The organism is bacterium, from assembly GCA_004322275.1.
Lineage (GTDB): Bacteria > Desulfobacterota > Deferrisomatia > Deferrisomatales > BM512 > SCTA01.
The window spans coordinates 87238-113521 of the sequence record SCTA01000001.1; the positions used below are offsets into that span (position 1 = coordinate 87238).

Below are 26284 nucleotides of genomic sequence, written 5' to 3' on the forward strand. Positions count from 1 at the left end.
TCAACCTGAATCGACTACGGGTTTACGAGTGGGCGCAACGTGCAATTTGCGAAGGTTGTGATATAAGTTTTTCAGAGGCTTTGTCCCTGTGGCGGTTCCTTCGTGAACCACTGGAGTTTGAGATGAAAAGATGCGCAGCATTCCTGATAGTCCTCTTCCTTTCGGTTCCCTCCCTTGCCGTCATGGGCGGCGGAGGCGCTACTCCCTGCGGCGCGCCGATGGGCATGATGCAGATGATGGAGATGGGCGACCCTATGATGATGAAGGCGGTGGGACCGTCGCTAATGGCCGGATGCCACGCGGATTTTGAAGCTCTGGGGGTAAAGGCCGAGGTGAGGGAAATCATCGAGGAAAAGCGCTTCGAGCTTCAAAAGGAGATGATACGGGCCTCGGCGGATCTTCGCGTGCTGGAGATGGAGCTGTCGAGGATGCTTGAAAAGCGCGGTTTCGATTTCGAGGCGGCGTTGAAAAAACAAAAGGAGCTCGGCAGCTTCGAGGCGAAGATTCGCAAGGCGCATCTGGAATTTCTGCAGTTTCTCTCAACGAAGCTCGACGACGGGACGTGGAAAAAACTGAAGGCGCACATTGACAGGAGCATGTCTGGTTTCATGAGGGACAAAGACTCCATGCCCTCTCAGGGCCGGACAATGATGATGGAAAAGATGGGCGACATGGGGGGCATGGGCTCCATGATGATGGACAAAGGCGCCCAGCCGGAAGTCAAACCCGGTGAAAGCAAAATGGAATCTCCCCCGATGGATATGAAGATGGACATGAAGATGGATGGGAAGTAAGGGCGAACAGGCCCGAGGCGGAAGAATTCATAGCCCCGCGACTTCCTCGCGGGGCTTTTCCGTCATGAAAATAAAACAGCCGTTTTTTAGAGGCATGGCGTATGGCGTCGCCGGAAATACGAATTATCCTCGGGAAAAGTCAGTCCGCCAATAAATAATTCTTGAAAATCCGCCTATTACCTATTACAAAATAACCGGTTCGAGAAGACGGCGGCCATACCCGGCTCCCGGCGAAGCCCCCGAAGGGTTGAAGGATTGCCCGAGGGGCGCTGCTCGGGGCTGAAACGTTGTTTTGCATCGCGGCCGGACGGACGCGGAACCAAAGCTTTTAAACAGGCGAACCCGGCCCCGGGGGGAGGGGGGGGTTCAAAACGCCATTTCCCGCTGAAGCGGCGAATTTTGTTTTCCGATGTTCAAGGACGCTTTCCTCTTGTCTTCCGGCAGGTTGCAAAAAAGCGCGGTTAAAAAGCCGGTGATGATACTGTATACGGGGTCTTTAAATTTCACGATTGTGTTGCCCGGAGGCGGGCTGATGTCGTATAAGGCTCGCTCTTATTTCAAATGGCGCATTAACCGGGAGCCCGTTTTAAAGTGAAATTCATGTAACGGCCAGGCTCCCTTGGCTTCTCTAAATGGAGGAAATTCATGGACGGAATTTTAAGTTTGGCGCGGCGTAGCGCTTCCCAGTTCAAGCTGGCGTTCTTCGCGGTGCTGATGGCGCTGGCGGGGAACACGGCCTTCGCCAGCGAGGCGGATCTCAAGATCCCCGAACTCGGCGGCAACTTCATGGGCATGACGGGCCACAGCCTCCTGCTCATCGGCCTCTTCATCTGCCTGGGCGGCATTCTTTTCGGCCTCTTCCAGTACATGCAGATAAAGAACCTACCCGTTCACAAGGCGATGCTTGAGATCTCCGAACTGATCTACGAGACCTGCAAGACCTACCTCATCACCCAGATCAAGTTCATCGCAGTCCTCTGGGTCTTCATCGCGATCATCATGGTCGCCTACTTCAAGTTCCTGGCCCACACGCCGATGAGCTGGGCACAGGTCATCGTTGTCCTTCTCTTCTCCATCGTCGGCATCCTCGGCAGCGTCGCGGTCGCATGGTTCGGCATCCGCATCAACACCTTCGCCAACTCCCGCACCGCTTTCTCCTCCCTCGGCGGCAAGCCCTTTCCCACTATGGCCATCCCGCTGAAGGCAGGCATGTCCATCGGCATGCTCCTCATTTCCGTCGAGCTTCTCCTGATGCTCGCGATTCTGCTCTTCATCCCCGGTGACTCCGCCGGACCCTGCTTCATCGGCTTCGCCATCGGCGAGTCCCTCGGCGCCGCCGCTCTCCGCATCGCGGGCGGTATCTTCACCAAGATCGCCGACATCGGCTCCGACCTTATGAAGATCGTCTTCAAGATCAAAGAAGACGACGCGCGTAACCCCGGCGTCATCGCCGACTGCGTCGGCGACAACGCCGGCGACTCGGTAGGCCCCACCGCCGACGGTTTCGAGACCTACGGCGTCACGGGCGTCGCGCTCATCACCTTCATCCTTCTCGCCGTTCCGGACGTAAAGATTCAGGTTGCCCTTCTGGTCTGGATCTTCGTCATGCGCGTCGGCATGGTCGTGACCTCCGCCCTTTCCTATTACATCAACCTCGCCTGGGCGAAGGCCAAGTACGGAGAAGCCAAGAAGTTCGACTTTGAAATGCCGCTCACCACCCTGGTGTGGCTTACCTCCATCATCTCCATCATCGTCACCTACGCGCTTTCCAGCTCGCTCATCGGCGACCTGCCGAACGGCATGTGGTGGAAGCTCGCGACGATCATCACCTGCGGCACCTCCGCGGGCGCTCTGATACCCGAACTGGTCAAGGTCTTCACCTCCACCAAGTCCGGCCACGTCAAGGAAGTCGTCACCGCCTCCAAGGAGGGCGGCGCCTCCCTCAACATCATCAGCGGCCTCGTCGCCGGTTACTTCTCAGCCTACTGGATCGGTCTTTGCATCGTCCTCCTGATGGCCGTCGCCTGGTACTTCAGCACCATGGGCCTCGGCGCCCTGATGGCCGCCCCGGCGATCTTCGCCTTCGGCCTCGTGGCTTTCGGCTTCCTCGGCATGGGTCCCGTCACCATCGCGGTCGACTCCTACGGTCCCGTCACCGACAACGCCCAGTCCGTCTACGAGCTCTCCACCATCGAGTCGCTCCCGAACATCGAAAAGGAAATCGAGAGAGATTTCGGCTTCAAGCCCGACTTTGAGGAAGCCAAGATGGTCCTCGAAGAGAACGACGGCGCGGGCAACACCTTCAAGGCCACCGCGAAGCCCGTTCTCATCGGCACCGCCGTCGTCGGCGCGACGACCCTCATCTTCTCCATCATTCAGGTGCTCTCCGCCAAGTACGGCTCCGTCGTCCCGAACATCCAGGGCGAAATGGCGGTTCAGGAAGGTCTCTCCCTCCTCAACCCGCTCTTCCTCCTCGGCCTCGTCACCGGCGGCGCGATTATCTTCTGGTTCTCCGGCGCGGCCTGCCAGGCAGTCGCCACCGGCGCCTACCGCGCGGTCGAGTTCATCAAGGACAACATCAACCTCGACACCGGCTCCGAAAAGGCCTCCGTCGAAGACTCCAAGAAGGTCGTCGAGATCTGCACCCAGTACGCGCAGAAGGGCATGTTCAACATCTTCCTCGCGGTCTTCTTCTCAACGCTGGCCTTCGCCTGCGTAAACCACTACTTCTTCATAGGCTACCTGATCTCGATAGCGATCTTCGGCCTCTACCAGGCGATCTTCATGGCCGACGCCGGCGGCGCCTGGGACAACGCCAAGAAGCTCGTCGAGACCGAGCTCAACATGAAGGGCACCACGCTCCACGACGCTTGCGTCGTCGGCGACACCGTTGGCGACCCCTTCAAGGATACTTCCTCCGTCGCGCTGAACCCGGTCATCAAGTTCACGACCCTCTTCGGCCTTCTCGCCGTCGAGCTGGCCATTACCCTTGATCCGGGCACCGCGCTCACCGCCGCAGTTGTCTTCTTCGTCATCTCCACGGTCTTCGTATGGCGTTCTTTCTACGGCATGCGCATTCCGGTCATCGAAGGCAAGTAAGAAGCGGTAATACCAGAAAAAGCAAGGCGGAGTCCCAAAAGGGGCTCCGCCTTTTTTTGTGTTCGCGAGCCGTGTAAACCCCGGCAAACGGACGGCTTTCAAGAATATCCCGCAGTCCGGGTTCCTCCTTCGCCTCGGTAGGAGGTGAATCTCTACAGGGCCAGCTTGCCCTCGATCTTCGCGATAATGCCCTTGAGCAATTCCTCGCGTTCCATAAGACCGGTTCTCATGGCGCGGTTGTCGGTATGGGCTATTTCCAGAATGAGCCGCGAGAGGTCGCCCTTAAGCAGTTGTTCGATAAGCCTGAGTTCTTCCACCGAAAGCTGAATATCCATCTTCGCCTCCTTTTACAGGACCATCCGCAGGGACAGGCCCCAGTCCGTTAAACGGTTTCGCTAAAAATTCTAATGCACGATTAACCAATTACAAATTAAATCACTGTCTCATGCATGCGGAGCAATAAAAAAGCCCCGCGCCTTGGGGCGCGGGGCTTGGTAGCGGAGAAACCCCGGTGTTATCTTCTCAATCTGTCCATAGCGGCTTTCAGGCTGACGCGCAGGCGCTCCAGCACGTCGGCGAGGTCGCCTATTTCGTCGTCGCTCGTGGCCTCTATCTTCTCGTCGACGTTGCCGTCGGCCAGATTGCCCGCGATGCGCGTGAACGTGCTGAGCGGCCTTAGCGAGGCGTTCACGGTAAAGATGATGGCTACGCCCGAGATTACCAGTATGAGGGCCATAATCCCGATAAGTATCATGCGGAGAGAATTGATCGCGGCCTGCGTCTTTTCGAGGGAGAAGCCGATGCGGAAACCGCCCCAGTGCTTGCCCTTGACGTAAATCGGGGTGGCGATGTCCCACATCTTTTCCCCGGTGTCACGGTCATAGACCTGCCGGTATCCCTCCTGAGTGTTCTTCGCCGCGTTTATGCCGACAGGGTCGTTGAAGAGGCGCTTGGTGCGGTTGCCCTTGAGGTCCAGCGCCTTGTCGCCGGTTATCGGCTGCTGGTAGCGGCTGTTATGGGTGGGCAGATAGCCGTTTACGTCAACGCCGACGGCGAAAACAACTGACTCGTCCTTCAGGAATTCGTCCTGGACGGACAGGATGGCCTTGTCGAGGTAGGAATCGTACTTCGTGTGATATTTGGGCGGATCGAAATCTGAAATAATCTCGTAATTGGTGTCGAAGGCGTCCTTGACCGAGAAGACGCCGTTGTCGATGGCTTCTTCGAGCATTCTGCCGTAGGCTTTCGCCCCGGCGATCGATTCCATCTTGCCGCGGAGGAGCAACTGCTCTTCCAGTTGTTTTGTCATCTGCTGGGTCAAAAAGAAGGTTCCCAGCACCATTGCTACCGCCAGAAGTACGACGACCTTGACGGCGACCTTGACCGAAACGCGAGACTTAGCCATTAGATTCTCCTTTTTAAAGCCGTTATGAAGTTGTTTATGAATTTTCGGTTAAAAAACCTTGTAGCCTATGCGCACCGCTCCCCAATGCTTTTGATCGATATAAACCGGAACGGAAAGATCGGCCATCATCTCGCCGGTGTCGCGGGAGTACTTCTGGAGTAGGAAGGGTTCGGTGTTTTTGGCCGCGGCGAGACCCGTGCGGTCGTTGAAGATTCTCTTCGTGCGGTTTTTCTGGACGTCAACCGCGGCGTCGCCGGTGAGCGGCTGTGAATAGCGGGTGTTGTGGGTGGGGAGGTAGCCGTTTATGTCCACGGCCACGACGAAGGCCATGCGCTTGTCGTGCGCGAGGTACCTGTCGAGAATTTCCCTTATGGTTTCGTCGAGAAGCCTGTCGTATTTAGTCGAATATTTCTGCGGATCGGTATTGGGGATGGGGATGTAAAAGGTGTCGAAAAGCTTGGACTTGTTGAGCCTGCCGCTTTTCAGAAGCAGTTGCATCTGTTCGGTGACTTCGTCACGGCATTCTTTCGCCCACTCGTAGACCTGAAGATCGAAGCCCTTCAGCTCTTCACAGTGCGCTTTTTGAGGTATCGCTACCAATGCCAGTATCAGCGCCGATAATAACAGTACAGATAATCTTTTTGTTAAACCCGTTGGCATTTTGTCAACCTCCGACTTATGTATGTACGTATGATATTAGGCCTTGAAAAGATTACGGAACCCCTTGAGTATTTCCTCGGTGAAAACCTTATGGGACTTTCTTATTCCGACCAGATACTTGTTCAATATCAGTATTACGACGTCTTCGGTCTTGTCCGAGATGAACTGTATGTTGACAAGCCGGGTGAGGCCGATAATCTGTTTCAGGGCTTCCGAGTTCATCGAGCATAACGCCATTGCAGAGGCAAGCTCGGACGGGTTGTCTATCTCTTTAGAATAGATAACCTGGCCCTCGGAAGTTGCTATGAGCACTCCGGTGACCCCGTCCAGCTCCATTATCTTGTTTGCAATTTCATTTATCTCAGCCATGACTACCCCAATTTGCTAGTATTTATTCTTATGCGCCTATTTTTCCCGCGATGAGGCCCTTGAATTTCTGCGACCTTTCCAGGTCGCCTATGTCTTTGCAGATAATGTCTACAAGGGCGGGAATACCCTTGGCGGAGGGCTCGGCGGTGGCTATCCAGCCTTTAAGGCTGTCGTCGAGAACTATTCCGGCCATAGGCCCCATGACCTTGGCCAGGGCGGCTTTGAGTTCCGCGAGAACGGGGCCGTAGTTTTTGTCCTCCTTGAGCATATCCACCGTCCAGCTCCTTGAAGCCTGCGGCGGCGGCGGAGGAGGCGGAGGCGGGGCGGCGGGAGCGGCTGCAGGAGCCGGAGCGGGCGGCGGCGCGACGGGAGAGGGCGCTTCGCCTTCCTCGGGCGGAAGATCCGCCAGAGCCGCCAAATCCTCGGTGGCGAGATTCAGCGACATCGCCAGCAGGTTGACGTTCAGGGAATTTTCGCCCATCACGACGAGAATGACTCCGGGCCGTATCTCTCTGACCAGAAGAAACATCTCGTTGAAGTTGAAAACGAGGTCCTTCATCTCTGAAAAACCCGTCCTTCCGGCGGTTATGCTCCGCGAAACCATTCTTCCGGCCTGCCCGAGCTTGTCTTTCTTGAAGCCGGCGGGAACGTCGCTCGCCAGTATTCCCTTACGGGGGTCGAACACGAAAGAGCCGATAACCCCGGAAATGAGCCTTAAGTCGGATAATGCCTGTTGCATGTAAAAATCCTTTTTATATTGCCAAGGGTTGTCTTCAGCGGATGACTGCTTTTCCCAGAGCGGCCATAGCCATGCCGACCAGTTCCGGGGGCGGCCGACCCGGCTTCAATTCAGCCGCGATAAGGCGGCTTTCATGGCCGAAAAGAACCTTTCTCCCGTTCGACGGCAGGTGCACAACGGCGCATTTGAACTCGCCGCACCCCAGGAGGGGACCGATATCCTGCGCGGATTCCAGAATAAGCGCGGTCGCCGCCCCGTCGCCGTCGGAGAAAAAGAACGCCTTTGCCTTTGCGGGGTCGTGTTCCGCCGCGGACCGGAAAAGCGGGTTGCCGCTGCGGTTAAACATTGAGAAGGACAATACTTCGTCCAGGCCGCCGAGTATTGACTTCAGCTTGTCGCTGGAGCTTGCTTCGGAGCCTGACGAAGGCGGCTCGAAATAGGAATATGACAGGGCGGAAAGGAGGTCGTCGGCAACGCCTTTGTCAGCCCCGTCGCCGTCGCCGGGAAGGATTCCGTCCAGAGAAAAGTCAAGGCCGCCTTCGTTCCGGACAATAGAGAGCTTCGGACGGGCCGGTTCGGGCTGGCTTTTTTGCTCCTCGGAGTGGGGACGGTAAAAAGCCTCGGATTCTTCCTGATCGTCTGACGAAACTCTCGCGGCCTCGTCGGCCCTTCTGGCGGCCTCGATGAGAAAGTGGGTTCCGTCTATGAATATTGTGCGTTCGGGCGGCGTCAGGCCGGTGAAAAATTCAAATTTGCCCGAAACCACGTCGAAGACGGAAAAAGCTGCTTCCTCGCCCGATCCGCCGGCGCACTGCGCGTGAACGAGCTGACCCTGGTCGAAGTAGAGAAAGGCTTCCTGCCCCTTTTGCCATATGGTAAGCGCGCCGGTTTTGCGCGAAAAAATTATCAGCTGGACGACGTCGGCAAGAGTAAAGTCGGCCAGATCTCCTCCAAGCTTGGTCGTGGAAGGAGAATTGGCCTTTGAGGTTCCGGGCTCGGCGTTTACGGGGGTAACGCCTTCCTCTGCCGTCGATTTCTTCGGAGCCAAACCTGAAGGCATTTCGTCACCTCTTTGCAAATCCGTGTTTTCCCCCCGCAAACGGGCTGTTTTAAATTTTACTCCACCCCCGGTTAAGCTTACCTGATTATCACACCAAAACGGTCTTAAACATCATGTGAAAAAACTCTTTAAACCCCGGCGGCTCGCTTGTCCAACCGGACGCTCTAAAAGTACCATCCGCCATAGAGAAGAACGCCGTACTCATAAATTTCGCCGATGGTTTTGATAAAATCGCCAGGGAACCTATGGCAACTTATCGTCAAAGTTAACCAAAACTTTAACATAAAGCAACCGGTGTTTTGGAACGGATTTTAAAATTCCGCAAGGCTCCCGGAAGCAATAGTAAGTAACCATGCGAAATCAGGAGTAAAAATATGGACAGTAAAAATAGAACGGTGATTTGGAAAATGCAAAAAAATGCACGCGAGCTTAAAAACGCCAGCGCCGGCGACCTCCGGAAGATGTCCCTTTTGGCAGGGGGGCCCTTTCGGGGGTGAAAAGCGAAGGACAAGTCAGGAACTGGAGAGGGCTTCTTCCGGCTTCACAAAGGGAAGGCTTTGCGCCGCCGCGACGGCGGGGTGGGTTATCTTTCCCCGGCAGACGTTCAACCCTGCGCGAAAGTGAGGGTCTTTCAGAAGCGCTTTTTCGCCTTGGGCCGCCAGGGCGAGAACGAAGGGCAGGGTTACGTTGTTGAGGGCCTGCGTCGCGGTGCGGGCGACGGCTCCCGGCATGTTCGCCACGCAGTAGTGGACCACGCCGTGAAGTATGTAGGTGGGTTCCTCGTGGGTGGTCGGGTGGGAGGTGGCGAAACACCCGCCCTGATCTATCGCAACGTCCACCAGCACCGAGCCGCGTCGCATCTTCTTTACGGTTTCCTCCGAAACCAGCTTCGGCGCGTTGGCTCCGGGGACGAGCACGGCGCCGATGACGAGATCGGAGCAGAGCACCTCCGCCTCGATCGCCTCCGCCGTCGAGAAGATGGTCTTAATTCTCCCGGTAAAGTGCTCGTCGAGAAAATTAAGCCTGTGTACCGACTTGTCGAGAATCACCACCTCCGCGCCGAGGGCCGAGGCGACCCGCGCGGCGTTCTCGCCGACGACTCCGCCGCCGATTATCGTCACCTTCCCCGGCCCGACGCCGGGAACGCCGCCGAGCAGCATCCCCCTGCCGCCGCTGGAGAGTTCGAGGGCGTGGGCTCCGGCCTGCACCGCCAGTCTCCCGGCAACCTCCGACATCGGCGCGAGAAGCGGCAGCCCGCCGTAGCTGTCGGTGACGGTCTCGTAGGCGATGGCGGTCACGCCGGAATCGATAAGCGCCTGGGTCTGGAGGGTGTCGGGCGCGAGGTGGAGGTAGGTGAAGAGTATCTGGCCCCTCCGGAGGTACTTGTACTCGGAGGGCTGCGGCTCTTTCACCTTCACAACGAGCTGTGCTCCGAAAGCCTCCGCCGGTTTGTGGACGATTTTAGCCCCGGCGCTCTGGTAGAGTTCGTCGTCGAAGCCTATGGCGTACCCCGCCCCCGTCTCCACCAGAACCTCGTGGCCGCGCGCGGCGAGCTCCCTAACGGAAGCGGGCGCTAGGCCGACCCGGTATTCGCGGTTTTTTATTTCTCTGGGGATGCCGATAACCATTTTTGCTCCTCATAAATATTCAGGTTCGCGTAAAGAATACCCCAAGAGACGCAAATTCACATCCGCCACATTTTGTCTCGCGATTTCCTTTATGAAAATCCTGATTTCGCTTAGAATCCGGCGGATGCTTCAATTTTCAGGGGACTAATGCATGGTGACCACGGGCCTCGAAGTTTTCGCCAAAAATCCGCGCCGCTACTCGCCTCCGGGAAAGAGGGCGGGGCTGCTGCTCAGCGCGGCCAGCGTAGACAGGAATTACACCCTTGCCCGCGACGTGGCGCGTGAAGCGCTGGGGGAAGACCTCGTCTGCCTCTTCGGGCCTCAGCACGGAATATTTTCCGACGTGCAGGACAACATGGTGGAGACCGGCCACGGCAGCGACCCCCGGTTCGGCCTCCCCGTCTGGTCGCTCTACGGCGAGACGAGAAAGCCCACGCCGGAAATGCTGGAGGGCCTCGATACCCTGCTCGTGGACATTCAGGACGTGGGGACGCGGGTCTACACCTTCGTCTGGACCCTGAAGCTCGCGATGGAAGCCTGCGGCGAGAGGGGAATCCGCCTCGTCGTCCTCGACAGGCCGAACCCCATAAACGCGGATGCGGTAGAGGGAAATATACTCGAAGCGGCCCACTCCTCCTTCGTCGGCCTTCTCGGGATACCCATGCGCCACGGCATGACCATCGGCGAACTTGCGCTCTGGTTCGTGCGCCACGGCGGCGTCTCCTGCGACCTCACGGTCGTCCGTATGGAGAATTACAGCCGGAAGATGTGCTGGGAGGAGACCGGAAGACCGTGGGTAATGACCTCGCCTAACCTCCCCACCCCCGACACCGCCCTCGTCTACCCCGGAACGGTCCTTCTGGAAGGGACGAACGCAAGCGAGGGGAGGGGGACGACGCGCCCTTTCGAGCTTGTCGGCGGGCCGTGGGGCAGGCCGGAGGAACTGGCCGGAGAACTCGGAAAGCTAGGCCTCCCCGGCGTTCATTTCCGCCCGGCGGTCTTTTTGCCGACCTTCCAGAAGTGGGGAGGCACCGACTGCATGGGGGTTCAGCTTCACGTCACGGACAAAGCCCTCTTCAAGCCCTATCTGACGGGGCTCGGCGTCCTCCGGACCCTCTGGAAGCTTTACCGCAAGGCGGGTTTCGACTGGAAAGCACCGCCCTACGAATACGAAACTGAAAAACTGCCGATCCATATGCTCCTCGGCTCCTCCCGCGTAAGGGAGGCGCTCGAAGCGGGCGAGCCGCTGGCCGAGATCGAGAAGGGCTGGCAAAGAGAACTCGACGGATGGAAGGAGACGAGGCGCGAATGCCTTTTATATCAGGACTAGTTAAGGGAGGCAGGGTCCACTTCACCGGAATCTGCGGCACGGCGATGGCCTCGGTGGCGGGGGAGCTTCACTCGCTCGGCTACAGGGTCACGGGCTCGGACAGCCGCGCCTACCCGCCGATGTCTACCTACCTCGAAAACCTCGGGATACAGGTAATCGAAGGGTTCGACGCCAAAAATCTCGAACCCGCGCCGGACCTCACCGTCATAGGAAACGCCGTAAGCAGGGGCAATCCGGAGGTCGAGGAGGCGCTTGAGAAGGGACTTCCCTTCACCTCGCTGGCTGAACTCATCGAGGCGGTCTTCCTGCCGGGAAAAGCCCCCGTGGTCGTCACCGGAACCCACGGGAAGACCACCACCACGGCGCTCATAACCTGGATAATGCGCGAGGGCGGCCTCGACCCCTCGTGGCTGATCGGCGGCGTGCCGCTCGGGCTCGGCGCGGGTTTCCGGGTGGGGAAGGGCGAACCCTTCGTCCTCGAAGGGGACGAGTACGACACCGCTTTCTTCGACAAGCGCTCCAAGTTTCTCCACTACCGCCCGAGGGTGCTGATCCTGAACAACCTCGAATACGACCACGCCGACATCTACCCGGACATGGAGCGGCTCAGGGAGACCTTCCGCCACCTCTTGCGCATCGTGCCGCGCGGCGGACTTATCATCGCCAACGCCGACGAGCCGGAGGTGACGGCGCTTCTGGACAATCCTCCCTGCCCGGTAGTCACCTACACGATGAAGGGAGCGAAGGCCCACTACGCGGGAACCGCCTCGCCGGGAAAACTGCTCGTCGCCGGGCCGGAGGGGTTTACCGCAGAAATTTCCCACGAAATGGTCGGCTCCCATCAGGGGTGGAACATACTCGCCGGAGTGATCGCTTGCCGCCGCTTCGGGCTGGACGCCGGGGCGATAATCTCGGGAATAAAGAGCTTTCCGGGGGTAAAGAGGCGGGCGGAGAAGCGGGGCGAGGAGCGCGGAATAGTTGTCTTCGACGATTTCGCCCACCATCCCACGGCGATACGGACAACCCTCCGGGGCTTTAGAGAGCTGTACCCCGAAAGGCGCATCTTCGCCCTCCTCGAACCGCGCTCCAACACCATGAGAAGGGCGGTTTTTCAGGAAGCGCTTGGAAATTCCTTCGGCGACGCGAATTTTGTGGCGATCCGGGAGGTCCCTAACCCCGAAAAGGTTGTGGACGGAAAGGTGCTGGACGTAAAGGCGCTGGCAAAAGCCGTCTCAAAGGGAGGCGTCCCGGCGGAAGCTTTTCCAGACGCGGGAGCGATAATAGACCGGATATCCCGCTACGCGAGGGAGGGCGACGTGGTAGTGGTTCTCTCCAACGGCGGCTTCGAGGACATCCACGAAAGACTCCTCTCGGCCCTGAGGGAGAAAAGTTGAAGAGGGGATTAATTCTGCTTATTTCGCTCGCGCTGGCTTCGGCGGCGAGGGCTGAGACCGCCCTTTGGGCGGTAAGGACGGAGCTTGCGACCCCCGGATCCATCCGGGGGCTTTGCGCCGAGGCAAAAAGCGCAGGAGCGGACACCATTCTCGCTCAGGTGCGCGGGCGCGGCGACGCCTGGTACGAAACCGCTCTCGCCCCGAGGTCCGAGGAACTTTCGGAGCCGCCTCCCTTCGACCCCCTCTGCGTTCTCGTAAAGGAATGCGAGGGCATAAAGAACGTCGCGTGGCTGAACGCCTTCTTTATCTGGGGAGGACAGAACCCTCCGCTCTCGCCCCTCCACCCCGCTGTCGCGCACCCCGAATGGTGCCTGAAAGACGCCGAAAAACGGGCGGTTTCGGAGTATTCGCCCGCCGAGCGCGCAAAAGGCTGGATTGAAGGGGTCTACATAGACCCCGCCAACGAAGAATACCGGAGTCTCTTGGCCTCTATCGCGGGCGAGGTGGTTAAAAAGTACCCCGTCGCGGGGGTTCACCTCGATTTCATACGCTATCCCGGACCCGGCTACGGGCAGGGGGGACCGCTCGCGGAGCGCTACAAGACCCTTTACGGCCTCGATCCCGCCCTTTTGCCGGTCTCTTTCGGCCAGCCGGACCTGAAAGGGTGGCTCTCGGGGGAAATGAAACCCGAGGAGAGGGTTATGCTTACCGGAAGGCTGCTCTTCGCCGGGATGAAGGCCGAAGAGATAACGAAGATCGTCCGCGCGATTGCGAAAGAGGTGAAGGCGGCCCGCCCCGGAGCGGAACTTTCGGCTGCCGTCGTACCCGAGCCGGGAGCCGCCTACTTCGAGAAGGGGCAGGACTGGCGCGGCTGGGCGTCGGAGGGTCTTGTGGACGGCCTCTACCCTATGGCCTACTTCGGGCCGAGGGAGAGGGTAGCGGCAGAGCTTCTCGGAGTGGCGGAGGCCGCCGTCTCGAACCCTTCGGTGAAATTACACGCGGGGCTTGGCGGCTACATAAAGGAGCCCGCCGACATCTGCGCGGAGGGTGCCGCCGCCTTTGAACTCGGCTTTGACGGGGTCAGCCTCTTCGACGCGGGTTCGCTCCGCAAAAAGCCGGGTGGAATCCCTTCCTACACCGGTTGCCTGAAGACTTTAAAGCCCGCCCCGAGAGCGGCGGCCCCGGAAAAATCCACCGCCTCCGAAGAACCCATTCTAAGGGCGGTATCAGGCTCGTGGCCGGATGCAAACCTTCCCGAAGGTTGGGAAAGCGCGGCGAGGGAGCGAGAGAGGGAGTTTCGGGAGGCGGTCAAAGCCGACATCCCGGCTCTTCTGGCCCGGCTGGAAACGGAGGGGGTCACTCTCCCTAAGTGGCTTGAGGCGAGGGGAATCTTCCGCTTCGTCCACCCCCTCGATCCGCCCGAAAAGGTGCTGGACCAGTTCAGAAAGGCCGAAGAGGCGCTTGAAAAGCTCTCGGCCGGGGAAGATTTTTCCAAAGTCGCCGGGGAACTCTCCCAGTGGGGGACGCGCTCCTGCGGCGGCGCTCTCGGCAGGTGCTTTCCCGGAGGCGACACCGTCCTCCCCGCTTCGGCTGGTGAACTTAGGATGGGCGACACTTCGAGAGTTTTAAGGGGCGATAGCGGATTCTGGATTCTGAAGGTTGACTCCGCGGGCGCAGGGGAGCAAATTCCTTGGGCGAAGGCGGATTTCGCCTCAAAACGGGAGGTTCTTCGCGTGGAACTGGGGAAACTCTACGAAAGCCGCGAAACGGCGGCGACCGCCGGGGGCGGAGGAGTGCGATGAAGGTAAAATACCCGCCCCCTCTAAAGAGAGGGGACAAGGTCGCGCTGGCCGCCCCCGCCGGGCCGGTTGACAAAGCCCGCTTCGACTGGGCCGTAGAGGCGCTTTCGGAGAGAGGGCTTGTCGTTTCGGCGAGTGAAGAGATGCTGTCGAAGGACCGCTATCTCGCCGGAAACGACGGACGGAGGCTGGGCGAACTCCAGACCGCCCTTTCGGACCCCGAGATAAAGGCGGTATTTCTCGCGAGGGGAGGGTACGGAACACAGCGGATAATCCCCTCTCTCGACCTCCCGGCCGATGCCATTCCCAAGCCGGTGGCCGGCTTCAGCGACAACACCGCGCTCCTCGGCGCGCTCTCGGAAATATACGGCTGGGCGGTCGTCCACGGCCCCCACCCGAGGAAGGGAGGCGAGGAGGAACTCGACGAGCTTCTCGGCTGCCTCGGCTTTTTCGGGGAGCCGCGCTTGCCGGTATTCACAGGATTAAAAGCCCTGAACGGCGGGGCAGACGTTGAGGGGCCGCTCTGCGGAGGGTGCCTTTCACTTATCTCCACCTCCGTCTCTACCCCCTACGCCATTCGCGCCGGTGGAAAGATAGTCTTCATCGAAGAGGTCTGCGAGGCGGTCTACCGCATCGACAGGATGCTCCACCACCTCCTTCACTCCGGCTTTTTCGAGGGAGCGAAGGGCGTCGTCTTCGGGACGCCCGAGACCTTTATCCCCGAGGGAGGGTCAATAGAAGACCTTTACTCCCTGCTCGGCGAATTCGCGGGCAAGGCCGGAATTCCGGTCCTCACGGGGCTGCCCTGCGGCCACGTCGGGACGAACCGCCCGCTGCCTTTCGGCCCTCGTGCGCACCTCTCCCCGGCCAGGGGCGAGCTTGCCTTTCTGGAGCCGGCGGTTCGCTGATGGCAGGATTTCGCGCCGGAAGGCTGCTCTGCCTCGGCTTCGAGGGAACCTCCCTTCCCGAAGGGCTCGTAAAATTCGCCCGCGAACAGGGTCTGGGAGGGGTGATACTCTTCAGGAAAAACTGCCCCGACGCGAAGGCCGTAGCGGCGCTGACCGCCGAGGTGCGCGAGCGCCTTATAGACCCGGAGGACGGCTGGATTCCCCTCGTGGCGGTCGATCAGGAGGGCGGGCGCGTCGAGCGCATCAAAGAAGGCGTCCCCCGCGTCCCTCCGGCGAAGGAACTTTCACGCCTCGGCGACCGGGAAATTGAGGCGATCGCCTTTGCGCAGTCGAAGGCGCTGAAAAGCCTCGGAATAGACCTCAATCTCTCGCCGGTGTGCGACATCCTTCACCCCGGCGAGAGCGGGGCGATTGGCGACCGCTCCTTCGGCGAAAACCCGCGCAAGACCGCTTCGGCGGCCGCCGCCTTTTACAGGGGGATGCGAAGGGGAGGGGTCGCCGGGTGCGCCAAGCACTTTCCCGGCCACGGCGCGTCTCCGGTGGATACCCACCTCGGGCCGGGAACGGTGAACCTGCCGCTCGAAACCCTCGACGAAGATATGGAGCCCTTCCGGGCGCTGATTTACCGGGAGATCGAGGCGGTCATGGCCTGCCACCTCGCTTACCCGAAGGCCGACCCGCTTCCCGCCACCCTCTCCCCCTTCTGGTTGAAGGGAACTCTCAGGGACGGCCTGGGATTTCGCGGCGCGGTCATCTCCGACGACTTCGAGATGGGAGGGCTCAGAAAGCTCGGCCCCCTTGAGCGCCTCGCGCCAGAGTCGGTGAACGCGGGGTGCGACCTCCTCATCTTCGGCGGAATGCTGGGTGAGAAAACAGACCCGGAAACCATAGCTAAAGCCCTCTCGGAGAACGTTTCCCCGGCGCGATTCGGCGAGGCTGTCGAAAGAATATGGAAAATACGCCCCTCCCCGATACTCTGACCGTCCGGCGCCTCCTTCCCGGCGGCGGTGAGGTCTCCATCACCCCTCTCCACGGCGACGGCTCCTCGCGGAGCTATTACCGCGTGGCGTCGGAAGGGAGCGTCTTCATCCTCCAGAAGGGGACGAATCCGAAGGAGGACGCGGCCTGGCTCCGGATAAACCGCCACCTCCGGGAGCGCGGAATCCGCGTGCCGGAGGTCGTCGGCTCGGACCCCGAAAACGGACTCATCCTCATGGAGGACCTCGGGCAGGAGAGCCTCTTTTGCCTCGCAAAAGCCGCGAAGAGCGAAGAGGAGCTTGAAACCCTCTACCTGCCGGTGCTTTCGCTGCTGGTAAGGATGCAGACCGAAGGGGCGATGGGGTTTTCGGCAGAGGTCGGGTTCTCCGAGCCCTACGGGTTCGATCTGATGGTCAATATGGAAGGCGGGTATTTCTGCCGGGAATTCGTCTCGAATCTGCTCGGCCTGGAGGCGGATGAAAAGGTCTGCGGCGATATCGAAAGACTCGCCCGCGAAGCGTTGAAGGCTCCCGGCGGCTATTTTCTCCACCGCGATTTCCAGAGCCGCAATATCCACTTTATAAACGACGAATGGGCGGTGATAGACTTTCAGGGAGCGAGGCCGGGGCCGCCGGGTTACGACGTTTCGGCGCTCCTCCTCGACCCCTACGCAAACCTCCCGAAGAGAGTCAGAGAAAAGCTGTTCTCTCGCTACCTCGGACTTCTCGGCGAGGTTGAAAACGTGGACGTTGAAGCGGTAAGGGAGTCTCTTTTCCCCCTCGGCGTTTTTCGCCTGATGCAGGCTCTTGGGGCTTTCGGGAAACTGGGGGGCAGGGAAGGCAAGAGAGGATTTCTCGAATACGCCTCCCCGGCGCTCGGTATACTTACCGGGGAGTTCGACGAGAGAGGCGGACGCGAATTTCCCGCCCTCGCAGGTTTCGTCGCCGAAGCCAAAAGACGCTGGGAGGCGCGAAGCGCCAAGGCTGTTGACAAAGTTATCGATTACGCGACCGAGTGATTCCGCGTAAAAAAAGAACAGTAAAGGTTCCACCTTGTCAACAGACTTAAGATTGCGACAAACACAGCATTTTCTTCGAGAACAAGGAAGGCGAGAAAAAAGACCGGAGGAATACCGGGAGGTATTTCGAGGACGTTTTTCGAGCCTGACGAAGTCAATCGGAGAAAAGACGAAGTTTGTCGGCAATCTGCGGCGCGAAGCGCTTGACACCCGGCCTTAAGATGGTCTACCTATCCTTTTTTACTTTCAACAGCCTCGCAACCTGATTAAGAGGAAATTAATATGTGCGAATCCAACGCTTACTTCAAAAAAGGCAACGACGAAGAGCTCATCATGGGCGAGGTCTGCCGCATCGATCCCATATCCGGCGGCTTCAAGCTTGTCGGCCTTCTGGGCGACGAGATGACGATAAAGGCGCGCCTCGAAGAGATAAATCTCATGAAGCACAAGATCATCTTCGTACAGGATGCCTGAAAAACTTCCCCATCCTCTGGTCGCGGTAGCCGATCTCTCCCTCTTCGGGGGCGAGACGGCGGGACTGGTGGAGGCGGCGGTGCGCGGAGGAGTACGCTGGGCGCTGCTGCGGGCTAAGGATATTCCTCGCGAAGAGCTTTTGAAGTGCGCAAGCACCCTTCGGGAAAGGTGCCCCGGCCTCTTTATCTCCATTCACGGCGACGCCGAAGTCCGCTCCTCGCTTGAGCTTCCCGGCCTTCACCTCCCTTCGGGGAGAATGAGGAGCTTTCGGGCGTGCGAGGGCGGGAAGATTCTCCTCGGCGTCTCCTGTCACAGCCTTGAGGAGGCCTTGGGCGCGGTGGAGGATGGCGCGGACTACGGGTTTTTGAGCCCTCTCTTCGAGCCTTCCTCAAAGAGGGGCTTTCTCGAACCGCTCGGCGTCGAAGGATTCAGGGAGATAGTGGTGCGCTCCTCTCTTCCTCTATACGCCCTCGGCGGAATCACCGCGGACAACATGGAGGAAGCGTTTTTCGCGGGAGCTGCCGGAGTGGCTGTCTGCGGGGCGCTCTTTAACTCCGCAAACGTTGAGGAAGCGGCGAAAAAACTGGTCGGCTCAGCCGAAAAGGTCTTCATATGAAAAAAGTTTTGACGATAGCGGGTTCCGATTCGGGCGGCGGCGCGGGGATACAGGCGGACCTTCGGGTATTCGCCCTCCTCGGATGCCACGGCGCGAGCGCCATAACCGCGCTGACCGCGCAAAATTCCCTCGGCGTCCAGTCGGTCCACCCGGTGGAGCCGGAAGTTCTCGGCGCGCAGATGCGAAGCGTGCTTTCCGACATCGGGGCGGACGCCGCAAAGACGGGGATGCTCTTCAACGAGGGGCTCATCAGGGAAGCCGCCCTCGAACTCGACATCTATCCGGTGGAAAAGCTGGTCGTCGATCCGGTTATGGTCGCCAAGGGCGGCGCTTCGCTCCTTCGGGACGACGCGGTAGCTGCCCTGCAAAAGTTCATCCTTCCCAAGGCCCTTGTGGTCACTCCCAACATCCCCGAAGCGGAGGCGCTCTCCGGCGTCACGATAACGAATCTCGAAACGACCCTTCTGGCGATGGAAAGGATTCTCGAAACGGGGCCGAAGGCGGTGCTGCTCAAGGGCGGCCATGTGCCCGGCAGGACCGTGACCGACTTTCTCTGGGAAAAGGACAGGGAGGTCGAAGCCTTCACCTCCCCGCGCATCGAGACGCAAAACACTCACGGCACCGGCTGTACCCTCAGCGCCGCCATAGCCGCCTACCTCGCGCGCGGCGAGACCCTGAGAAACGCCGTCGCCAGGGCGAGGGCTTTCCTATACCGCGCCATAGCGCACGGCTACGAGACCGGCGCGGGCCACGGCTCGACCAATCCTTACGAAGGAGCTCTGGGCGGCGGCGAACGCGCCCTCATGGAAAGGCTCTTCACCGCGTGGGAGCTTCTGGAGGAGGAAAATCCCGTCGGCCTCATACCCGAGGTGCAGTCGAATCTCGCTGAGGCTCTCGACGGTGCGCAGACCTTCGACGACGTAGCCGGGTTTCCCGGAAGGATAATAAAGGCCGGGGGAAGGATACGGAGGGTGGACGGCCCGCGCTTCGGCGCGACGAGGCACATGGCGAAGATACTCCTCGCCTCCATCCGCCACCAGAGCCCCTTTCGCGCGGTGATGAACGTCCGCTACGGGCTCGAGGTGGTGGAGGCTTGCCGGAGGGCGGGGCTTTCCGTCGCCAGCTTCTCCCGCGACGATGAGCCGCCGGAGGTAAAGGCCGCCGAAGGCTCGACCCTTGAGTGGGGGACTTCCTGGGTGCTTGAAACCAAAGGCTTCGCCCCGGACGTAATCTACGACGAGGGCGACCGCGGCAAGGAGCCGATGATACGCATCTTCGGCACCGATGCAATCGAAGTAGCAAAAAGGGTTAACGCAGTCTGGCGAGAGCTTAAAGGCGGATAATATAAAAATGACGATACTCGAAGAGACAAGGGCGGGGAGAATCCCCGAGGCTGTAAGACTCGCGGCAATCGCCGAAGGGGTCGAGCCGGAAAAGCTGGCCGGACTCGTGGCCAAAGGGACTGCGATAGTCTGCGCCAACAAGACGCGGAAGGGCGTCAGGCCGCTGGCGATAGGCGCGGGGCTTCGCACCAAGGTCAACTCCAACATAGGCACCTCCAAGGACATCAGCGACCTTCCGATGGAGCTTGAAAAGCTCCGGGTCTCCGTAGAAGTCGGCGCGGATACCGTGATGGATCTCTCCACCGGCGGCCCGCTGGGCGACATACGAAGGCGCATCATCTCCGAGTGCCCAGTCCCACTCGGCACGGTCCCGATCTATCAGGCGATAGCCGAGTGCCGCCTCAAAAACGAGGGCGACATGTTCTCCCTCACCCCGGAGGACATCTTCCGCGTCATCGAGGAGCAGGCCAAAGAGGGCGTGGATTTCATGACCGTCCACTGCGGCATAACGCGGGAGGGGGTAAAGAGGCTCGAAGGACAGGAGCGCGTCATCGGCGTCGTGAGCCGCGGCGGCTCCTTTACCGTCGCGTGGATGAGAAGGCACAACAGAGAAAACCCCCTTTTCGAGGGTTTCGACCGCCTTCTTCAGATATGCCGCGAATACGAGGTTGTCCTCAGCCTCGGAGACGGTTTTCGCCCCGGCGCGATAGCCGACGCCACCGACAGGGGGCAGATTCACGAACTCATGAACCTCGGCGAACTCACCCTCCGGGCGTGGGACGCGGGGGTTCAGGTGATGATAGAGGGGCCAGGCCACGTCCCGATGGATCAGGTCGAGGCGAACGTCCTTTTGCAAAAGCGCCTCTGCCACGGCGCTCCCTTTTACGTCCTCGGACCGCTCGTTACCGACGTCGCCCCCGGCTACGACCACATTACCGCCGCCATAGGCGGGGCGCTGGCCGCCCGCGCAGGGGCTGACATCCTCTGTTACGTCACCCCCGCAGAGCACCTCGGTCTTCCCACCGTCGAGGACGCGCGGCAGGGGGTTATCGCCTCCCGCATCGCCGGACACGCCGCCGACATCGCCAAGGGAGTCCCCGGCGCGAGGGAATGGGACAAAAAGATGTCCGTAGCCCGCGCAGCCCTCGACTGGGAGGGTCAGTTCAACCTCTCGATGGACCCCCAGCGGGCCCGCGAGAGAAGGACCGCCTACAAGCCCGCCGATTCGGACGTATGCACCATGTGCGGGGAGTTTTGCGCGGTTAAGGTTTACAAAGAGGGATGCAAATCGAAGTAGGTTAGATTTCGTTTCCCGCTCGCCGGACGGCTTCGGCTTTTACCGCGATGCAGTGTCTCTTCTCGCTCGCGCTCCTCGCCGTAGGCACGCTACTGTCTTCGTCGCGCTCCCTGCGGGCTCCTCGCCCGGCGGCAAAATCCTTACACGGTCGCCCTTGGATACAAGCAGCAAAACCAGTGGCAAAATAAGGTTAGATTGCAGCCATACATCCGGATTTTTTACGGGGCTTAGCCCCTATCCCTGATGGAATATGCTGGTCGATTCCCGATCAGTGCCTCGGAACTTTAGTTCCCAGAATTTTGGCGGGTTTGATCAACCGCGGTCCGACCTTTTTGCCATCAATCATTCGCTGCCTGCGCAATCCTTTGGAGCGGATTCTTTAACTTAATCCCGAAACGGCAGCCTACTGTTCTTCAGGCGGTTACGCACTGCGCATAGCCGCTTTCATACCTTCTGTCGTGCGCCAGTAGCGCCCATACGATTCTCGCATTCTTATTTGCGAGGGCAACGGTGGCGACGTTGGCGTGTTTGCGTTCAATTAGCCGGTCGAGCCACTCGCCTGTGTTTTTGGATTTTCTTCTGGTTCTTACTATGGCTCTCGCGCCGTGAATCAGCAAACTACGCAAGTAGCCGTCCCCCGCGCTTGCTTATCCCCAGCAGGTTTGTCTTGCCCCCGCTGGAGTGCTGCCTTGGCACAAGCCCCAGCCACGCCGCCAGCTGCCGACCGTTTTTGAAGGTTTTCGCGTCTCCTATGGCAGCCACCAGCGCGCTTGCCGCGCTTCAACTGCTTTCTCAGAACCGTCTTGCCGCTGCCGTCTACCCCGTGGACCTGAAAAACGTTCTTTGCCAAATCGATGCCAATTGTCGTAATCTTCATACCGGTCGCCCCTTTCTCTTTCAAGTGGTGATGCACATCTACCACTTTGGCACTTAGATGCCGTTCAGGAAAGGGGCGACCATCCCATTAATGCCGTATGAATGATTAAGAACGGTTTGCTCGTAACGAAAGCCCAATTCATCTCCTGTCGATTCTTCATCCCCCATTCCGATTACGTCTCTTTTCCCTTTTTCCGGGGCGTGTGATATCTTTTCACGCGCCGGTACGAACACGCTCTATCTCTTTGAGGAAATCCCAGTCCCATGACCAAGCGCCTCACAGCTTTTCAGGCAATTACGGCACTTTCCAACGTCAGCCGCGCCGCTACCTCCTCGCTCGATCTTCGCGAGGTGGTGAAGGAAACCCTTCGCGCCCTCGCCGAGGGGCTCGGGATCGAGCGCGGGATGCTGGTGCTGCGGGACCCCGGCTCGGAGGAGGCGGTAATCGAGGCGGCGCACAACATGAGCGAAGAGGAGATAAAGCGCGGCCGCTACAGGGCGGGTGAGGGCGTTGTCGGAAGGGTTCTCGCCACCGGCGAGCCGATGATAGTCCCCAACGTCGGCAAGGAGCCCCTCTTCCTCAACAAGACCAAATCGCGCGGCGACATCAGAAAATCGCAGATAAGTTTCATCTGCGTACCCGTGAAGCTCGACAACGAGACTGTGGGGGCGCTTTCGGTGGACCTCTCTTTCGACGAAGACATAGCCTTCGACGAGGATGAGCGCATCCTCTCCGTCGCGGCGGGCTACATCGCCCAGGCGGTGCGCATCCAGAGGATGGTCGAGAGCGAAAAATCCCTTCTGGCCGACGAGAACCTCCACCTTAGGCGCGCGCTCGAAGGCGAATACAAGCTGAAGAACCTCGTCGGCAACTCTTCCGCGATGAAATCCGTTTTCGAGCAGATAGCGCTGGTCGCCAAGAGCCGCGCCACGGTGCTCATTACAGGCGAGAGCGGAACCGGCAAGGAACTGGTCGCCAAGGCGCTCCACTTCAACTCCGAGCGCCACGACAAGCCCTTCGTCGGCCTCTCCTGCGCCAGCCTCCCCGAATCGGTCCTCGAAAACGAGCTTTTCGGCCATGAAAAAGGGGCTTTCACCGGCGCGCTGAACCTCAAGCGCGGCAGGTTCGAGCTTGCCCACGGCGGGACGATCTTTCTGGACGAAATCGGCGAGATTCCCCTGAATCTGCAGGTAAAGCTCCTTCGAGTGCTGCAGGAGCGCGAGTTCGAGCGGCTGGGCGGCAAGGACACGGTAAAGGTAGACGTGCGCGTCATCGCGGCGACAAACCGCGACCTGACCGCCGAGGTGCGCGCCGGGCGCTTCCGCGAAGACCTCTTCTACCGCCTGAACGTCGTTCCCATCCACATGCCGCCGCTACGCGAGCGCAAGGGCGACATACCACTTCTTGCCCACAGTTTTCTGGAGAAGTTCCGGCTTGAAAACGAGCGCAAGGTAAAGGGGTTCAGCCGCGCCGCCCTTACAGCCATGACAAATTACGACTGGCCGGGCAACGTGCGAGAACTGGAAAACGCCGTCGAGAGAATGGTCGTCCTCTCGCGCTCCGAGGTGCTCGAAGTCTCCGACCTCCCCGAAGAGATTGGAGGAATGCGCCAGAAGACCCCGCCCTCGGCCACCGGGCTCGAAGACGCCGTCACCGCCTTCGCCGGGCCGCTCTTCGACAGGCATCCCGAGGAGGGCGTCTACTACGAGGTCGTCGGGAAGGTCGAGGAGGCGCTGATAAAAGAAGCCCTGTCGCGGGCTGGCGGAGTAAAGCTAAGCGCCGCGCGGCTTCTGGGCATCAACCGCAACACCTTTTACGCGAAACTGACCGGAAAGAAGTAAATAATGCCGATAAAATTCACCCTCGAACACGTTGACCGGCACACCCGCGCCCGCGCCGGGACCCTTTCCACGCCCCACGGCGAAGCGCAAACGCCCCTTTTCATGCCGGTCGGCACGCAGGCGGCGCTAAAGACCGTCCACCCCGCGCTGGCCGAGGAGGCGGGCGCGAAGATAATCCTCTCCAACACCTACCACCTCTTCCTCCAGCCGGGAACCGCCGTCGTGGCGAGGCTGGGCGGGCTCCACACCTTCATGGGGTGGAAGGGGCCGATGCTCACCGATTCCGGCGGCTTTCAGGTCTTCAGCCTGCCGGGTAGGGTGATAACCGAAGAGGGGACCAGATTCGCCTTCCAGAAATCCGGCACGCCCATCTTCATGGGGCCGGAGGAATCCATCAGGGCGCAAAACGAGTTGGGGGCCGACATCATAATGGCCTTCGACGAGTGCATACCCTACCCGGCGGACTACAAATACACCGCCGACTCCGTCGAAAGGACGCTGCGCTGGGCGAAAAGGTCGATCGACGCCCACCAGAGGCCGGGCGATCAGGGTCTCTTCGGCATAGTGCAGGGCTCCGTCTACCCCGATCTTCGCGAGCGCTGCGCAAAAGAGCTCGTCAAGATGGATTTCCCCGGCTACGCCGTCGGCGGCGTAAGCGTAGGCGAGGGGCAGGAGCTGATGATGAAGGCGGTCGAGAACTCCGAGCCCTTCCTCCCCAGGGACAAGGTGCGCTACCTCATGGGCGTCGGGCGGCCCGAAGACATACTCGAAGCGATAGAGCGCGGCATGGATATCTTCGACTGCATCATCCCCACCAAGATGGGGCGCGCCGGGGTCTTCTACACCGGCACGGGGAAGCTGCGCATCCACAAGAAAAATTTCCGCAAGGACCGCTACCCCATAGACACCGCCTGCGACTGCCCCACCTGCAAAACCTTCTCTCGAGCCTACCTCCACCACCTCTTCGAGGTAGACGAGCCCCTCGGCAAAACCCTCGGCAGCGTCCACAACATCCACTTCTACATGACCCTCGTGGCCAAGGCGCGCGCCGCGATACTCGAAAACCGCTTCAAGGAATGGAAGAAGGAGTTTCTGGGGAAATACTTGGGCGGGGATTCAGACGGGGATGAAGATTCACCGGCGTTTAAGAAGGGGAAAGGGAAAGGAAGGTAAAGAAGACATGGCAAAAGCGTCACGGGGGAAAACCGCATTTAAAGCGATTCTGCTAATAGCCCTGGCGGTTTTCGCCTCGGTGGGATTCGCCGAAGAAAAGGCGGCGGCCCCGAGTTGGTCTCCTGGCTTCCCGATGCTTATGGATGCACAAGTAATGCTCATGTGGATCCGGGTTACAGGAGCTGCCAGTTACAACGTCTACAAAAGCGAAAAAAAGGATGAACTGGGCAACCTTCTGATTAAAACGATTGAAAACAATTACCTTGATACTGACATTCAAGGCGACAGGTCGTATTTTTACACAGTAAAGGCAGTATCTAATAGCGTGGAGGTCGAAACCAGCGCTGTAGGCGAGATTTTAAAACTCAGACCTGTCCAGGCACCGGAGCTGGCCTATTGGATGGGTAACAATATGGTTAAATTGCGATTCGATAATGCTCATAATGGATCAGCTTTACCTATATTTTATAAGGTTTATAAATCCAATTCCGAAGATGGCATCTACCAGCTTGTCGGAACTTCGCAGGGGGATAAATATACTGATATCTACATCGAAAAAACAATTGTTTATTATAAGGCTACAGCAGTCGACAAAAATAATGTTGAATCAGCTATGTCTAAGAGTTTAAAAGTTGAAGAAGCACGATGGATTAGGTGAAACAAGAGGGGGTGAATTCAACTTGCAAGTGCACCACTGGAGGCTTCCGAGAAGACTTCAAAAGGAGTCCGGTAGCCGAGGCACTTTCTTGGCCTGTTGTTTAGCCGGTCCACAGCCCTCTGCAAGGCCTTGTCGCTTACTTTCCTAAAGTCGGTTCCTTTCGGAAAATACTGCCTCAAAAGGCCGTTGGTGTTCTCGTTCGTCCCCCGTTGCCATGCTGCGTAAGGCTTTGCGAAGTAGACCGAAAGGGCGCTTGGGGAATTGGGGCAGTATACTTAATTATTACTCGCTGGCGCCGGAGGCGTGGGGAACGAAAAGTTCGTGGGGCGGGCGCGGCCCGCCTGTTTTGCAGCTTGCTGGGCTTCGCCCCGCACCCGAGGCACTTTTTTTAGAAAAAAGTGCCCAAAAAATCGGCCCGGAAGGAGCCGCTCGCTCTTCGAGCGACCGGTCGTTGCGGCGGGGGCGTGAGGGGGCACCCGTTCGCTGCGCTCACTAAGACCCCCCCGCCGCCCTTTCCGCCTCCGCTCCCTGCGTCACCTACGGGCCCCGAAGGGAGACGAAAAGAAGGCTCGCAATTGGGCAAGGTAATTGTTGCTCATTTGCTCGAAGGTATTCTTTTTTACACGTACGAAAAAAACCTACCTTCGAGTCTAAAAACATTTCATGATCTCGTTTTTGGACGAGCCTTCACTTCGTCCTCCGCGTGGCCCATACGCGGCGCAACGAGTGGAGGCGTCGGGCCGGCGCGGGGTCTTAGCGAGCAAAGCGAGCGGGTGCCCCGTACGGCCCAGCCGGAACGAAGTGGTCGCGCTTTTTAAAGCGCG

Annotated in this window: 20 protein-coding genes and 4 pseudogenes; 15 read left to right on the plus strand and 9 right to left on the minus strand. The window is 59.3% G+C overall.

Features of this window, described 5'->3' with window-relative positions:
- Positions 1-122: 122 nt before the first annotated feature.
- Positions 123-794 (plus strand): hypothetical protein, encoded by a 672-nt coding sequence (locus EPN96_00290; protein TAL18830.1) that lies wholly within the window; start codon positions 123-125, stop codon positions 792-794.
- A 645-nt stretch (positions 795-1439) separates the two neighbouring features.
- Entirely contained in the window at positions 1440-3893 is a 2454-nt protein-coding gene (locus tag EPN96_00295) for a sodium-translocating pyrophosphatase (protein TAL18831.1), read from the plus strand.
- 152 nt (positions 3894-4045) lie between these two features.
- Here EPN96_00295 and EPN96_00300 read toward each other — a convergent pair whose 3' ends face one another.
- The 7 genes and pseudogenes from EPN96_00300 to ald all read right to left on the minus strand — a co-directional run bounded on the left by EPN96_00300 (position 4046) and on the right by ald (position 9754).
- On the minus strand, positions 4046-4228 hold the full coding sequence (locus EPN96_00300; GenBank protein ID TAL18832.1) for a hypothetical protein: 183 nt from the start codon (positions 4226-4228) through the stop codon (positions 4046-4048).
- A 179-nt stretch (positions 4229-4407) separates the two neighbouring features.
- A complete protein-coding gene (locus tag EPN96_00305; GenBank protein ID TAL18833.1) occupies positions 4408-5298 on the minus strand; it encodes a HAMP domain-containing protein in 891 nt (296 codons plus the stop codon).
- Between the two features lie 48 nt (positions 5299-5346).
- Positions 5347-5838, minus strand: a pseudogene (locus tag EPN96_00310) (chemotaxis protein).
- A 156-nt stretch (positions 5839-5994) separates the two neighbouring features.
- Entirely contained in the window at positions 5995-6327 is a 333-nt protein-coding gene (locus EPN96_00315; GenBank protein ID TAL18834.1) for a hypothetical protein, read from the minus strand.
- A gap of 289 nt (positions 6328-6616) precedes the next feature.
- Positions 6617-6706: pseudogene (locus EPN96_00320) on the minus strand (OmpA family protein).
- A 394-nt stretch (positions 6707-7100) separates the two neighbouring features.
- Entirely contained in the window at positions 7101-8126 is a 1026-nt protein-coding gene (locus EPN96_00325; protein TAL18835.1) for a DUF4388 domain-containing protein, read from the minus strand.
- Between the two features lie 512 nt (positions 8127-8638).
- Complete coding sequence (gene ald, locus EPN96_00330; protein TAL18836.1) at positions 8639-9754, minus strand: alanine dehydrogenase; 1116 nt, start codon at positions 9752-9754, stop codon at positions 8639-8641.
- Positions 9755-9905: 151 nt separating this feature from the next.
- Here ald and EPN96_00335 point away from each other — a divergent pair, with 151 nt between their 5' ends.
- The 10 genes from EPN96_00335 to thiC all read left to right on the plus strand — a co-directional run bounded on the left by EPN96_00335 (position 9906) and on the right by thiC (position 20911).
- Complete coding sequence (locus EPN96_00335; protein TAL18837.1) at positions 9906-11084, plus strand: DUF1343 domain-containing protein; 1179 nt, start codon at positions 9906-9908, stop codon at positions 11082-11084.
- A complete protein-coding gene (gene mpl, locus EPN96_00340; protein ID TAL18838.1) occupies positions 11042-12478 on the plus strand; it encodes a UDP-N-acetylmuramate:L-alanyl-gamma-D-glutamyl-meso-diaminopimelate ligase in 1437 nt (478 codons plus the stop codon). The genes EPN96_00335 and mpl overlap by 43 nt, the downstream gene beginning before the upstream one ends.
- Positions 12376-14280, plus strand: coding sequence for a hypothetical protein (locus tag EPN96_00345; protein ID TAL18839.1), 1905 nt, complete (start codon positions 12376-12378; stop codon positions 14278-14280). The genes mpl and EPN96_00345 overlap by 103 nt, the downstream gene beginning before the upstream one ends.
- Positions 14277-15185, plus strand: coding sequence for an LD-carboxypeptidase (locus EPN96_00350; protein ID TAL18840.1), 909 nt, complete (start codon positions 14277-14279; stop codon positions 15183-15185). The genes EPN96_00345 and EPN96_00350 overlap by 4 nt, the downstream gene beginning before the upstream one ends.
- Positions 15185-16165 carry a beta-N-acetylhexosaminidase gene (gene nagZ, locus EPN96_00355; protein ID TAL18841.1) on the plus strand — a complete coding sequence of 327 codons (981 nt, stop codon included), beginning with the start codon at positions 15185-15187 and terminating at the stop codon, positions 16163-16165. The genes EPN96_00350 and nagZ overlap by 1 nt, the downstream gene beginning before the upstream one ends.
- A complete protein-coding gene (locus tag EPN96_00360) occupies positions 16135-17181 on the plus strand; it encodes a hypothetical protein (GenBank protein TAL18842.1) in 1047 nt (348 codons plus the stop codon). The genes nagZ and EPN96_00360 overlap by 31 nt, the downstream gene beginning before the upstream one ends.
- A 282-nt stretch (positions 17182-17463) precedes the next feature.
- The gene (locus tag EPN96_00365) at positions 17464-17655 is read left to right on the plus strand and encodes a CooT family nickel-binding protein (protein ID TAL18843.1); all 192 of its coding nucleotides are present in this window, start codon (positions 17464-17466) and stop codon (positions 17653-17655) included.
- A complete protein-coding gene (locus EPN96_00370) occupies positions 17648-18271 on the plus strand; it encodes a thiamine phosphate synthase (protein TAL18844.1) in 624 nt (207 codons plus the stop codon). The genes EPN96_00365 and EPN96_00370 overlap by 8 nt, the downstream gene beginning before the upstream one ends.
- Positions 18268-19614 carry a bifunctional hydroxymethylpyrimidine kinase/phosphomethylpyrimidine kinase gene (gene thiD, locus EPN96_00375; protein TAL18845.1) on the plus strand — a complete coding sequence of 449 codons (1347 nt, stop codon included), beginning with the start codon at positions 18268-18270 and terminating at the stop codon, positions 19612-19614. Before EPN96_00370 ends, thiD begins: the two co-directional genes overlap by 4 nt.
- A gap of 7 nt (positions 19615-19621) precedes the next feature.
- Positions 19622-20911 (plus strand): phosphomethylpyrimidine synthase ThiC, encoded by a 1290-nt coding sequence (gene thiC, locus EPN96_00380; protein ID TAL18846.1) that lies wholly within the window; start codon positions 19622-19624, stop codon positions 20909-20911.
- Positions 20912-21324: 413 nt separating this feature from the next.
- Here thiC and EPN96_00385 read toward each other — a convergent pair.
- Positions 21325-21685 (minus strand): annotated as a pseudogene (locus tag EPN96_00385) (IS110 family transposase).
- 366 nt (positions 21686-22051) lie between these two features.
- Here EPN96_00385 and nifA point away from each other — a divergent pair.
- From nifA to EPN96_00400, 3 genes are read left to right on the plus strand one after another with little or no spacing between them, the layout of a single operon-like run.
- The gene (gene nifA / locus EPN96_00390) at positions 22052-23629 is read left to right on the plus strand and encodes a nif-specific transcriptional activator NifA (GenBank protein TAL18847.1); all 1578 of its coding nucleotides are present in this window, start codon (positions 22052-22054) and stop codon (positions 23627-23629) included.
- Positions 23630-23632: 3 nt separating this feature from the next.
- A complete protein-coding gene (locus EPN96_00395; protein TAL18848.1) occupies positions 23633-24802 on the plus strand; it encodes a tRNA guanosine(34) transglycosylase Tgt in 1170 nt (389 codons plus the stop codon).
- Positions 24756-25460 carry a hypothetical protein gene (locus EPN96_00400; protein TAL18849.1) on the plus strand — a complete coding sequence of 235 codons (705 nt, stop codon included), beginning with the start codon at positions 24756-24758 and terminating at the stop codon, positions 25458-25460. The genes EPN96_00395 and EPN96_00400 overlap by 47 nt, the downstream gene beginning before the upstream one ends.
- 17 nt (positions 25461-25477) lie before the next feature.
- On the opposite strand, the pseudogene EPN96_00405 reads toward EPN96_00400, so the two are convergent.
- A pseudogene (locus tag EPN96_00405) lies at positions 25478-25708 on the minus strand (IS30 family transposase).
- Positions 25709-26284: the final 576 nt, after the last annotated feature.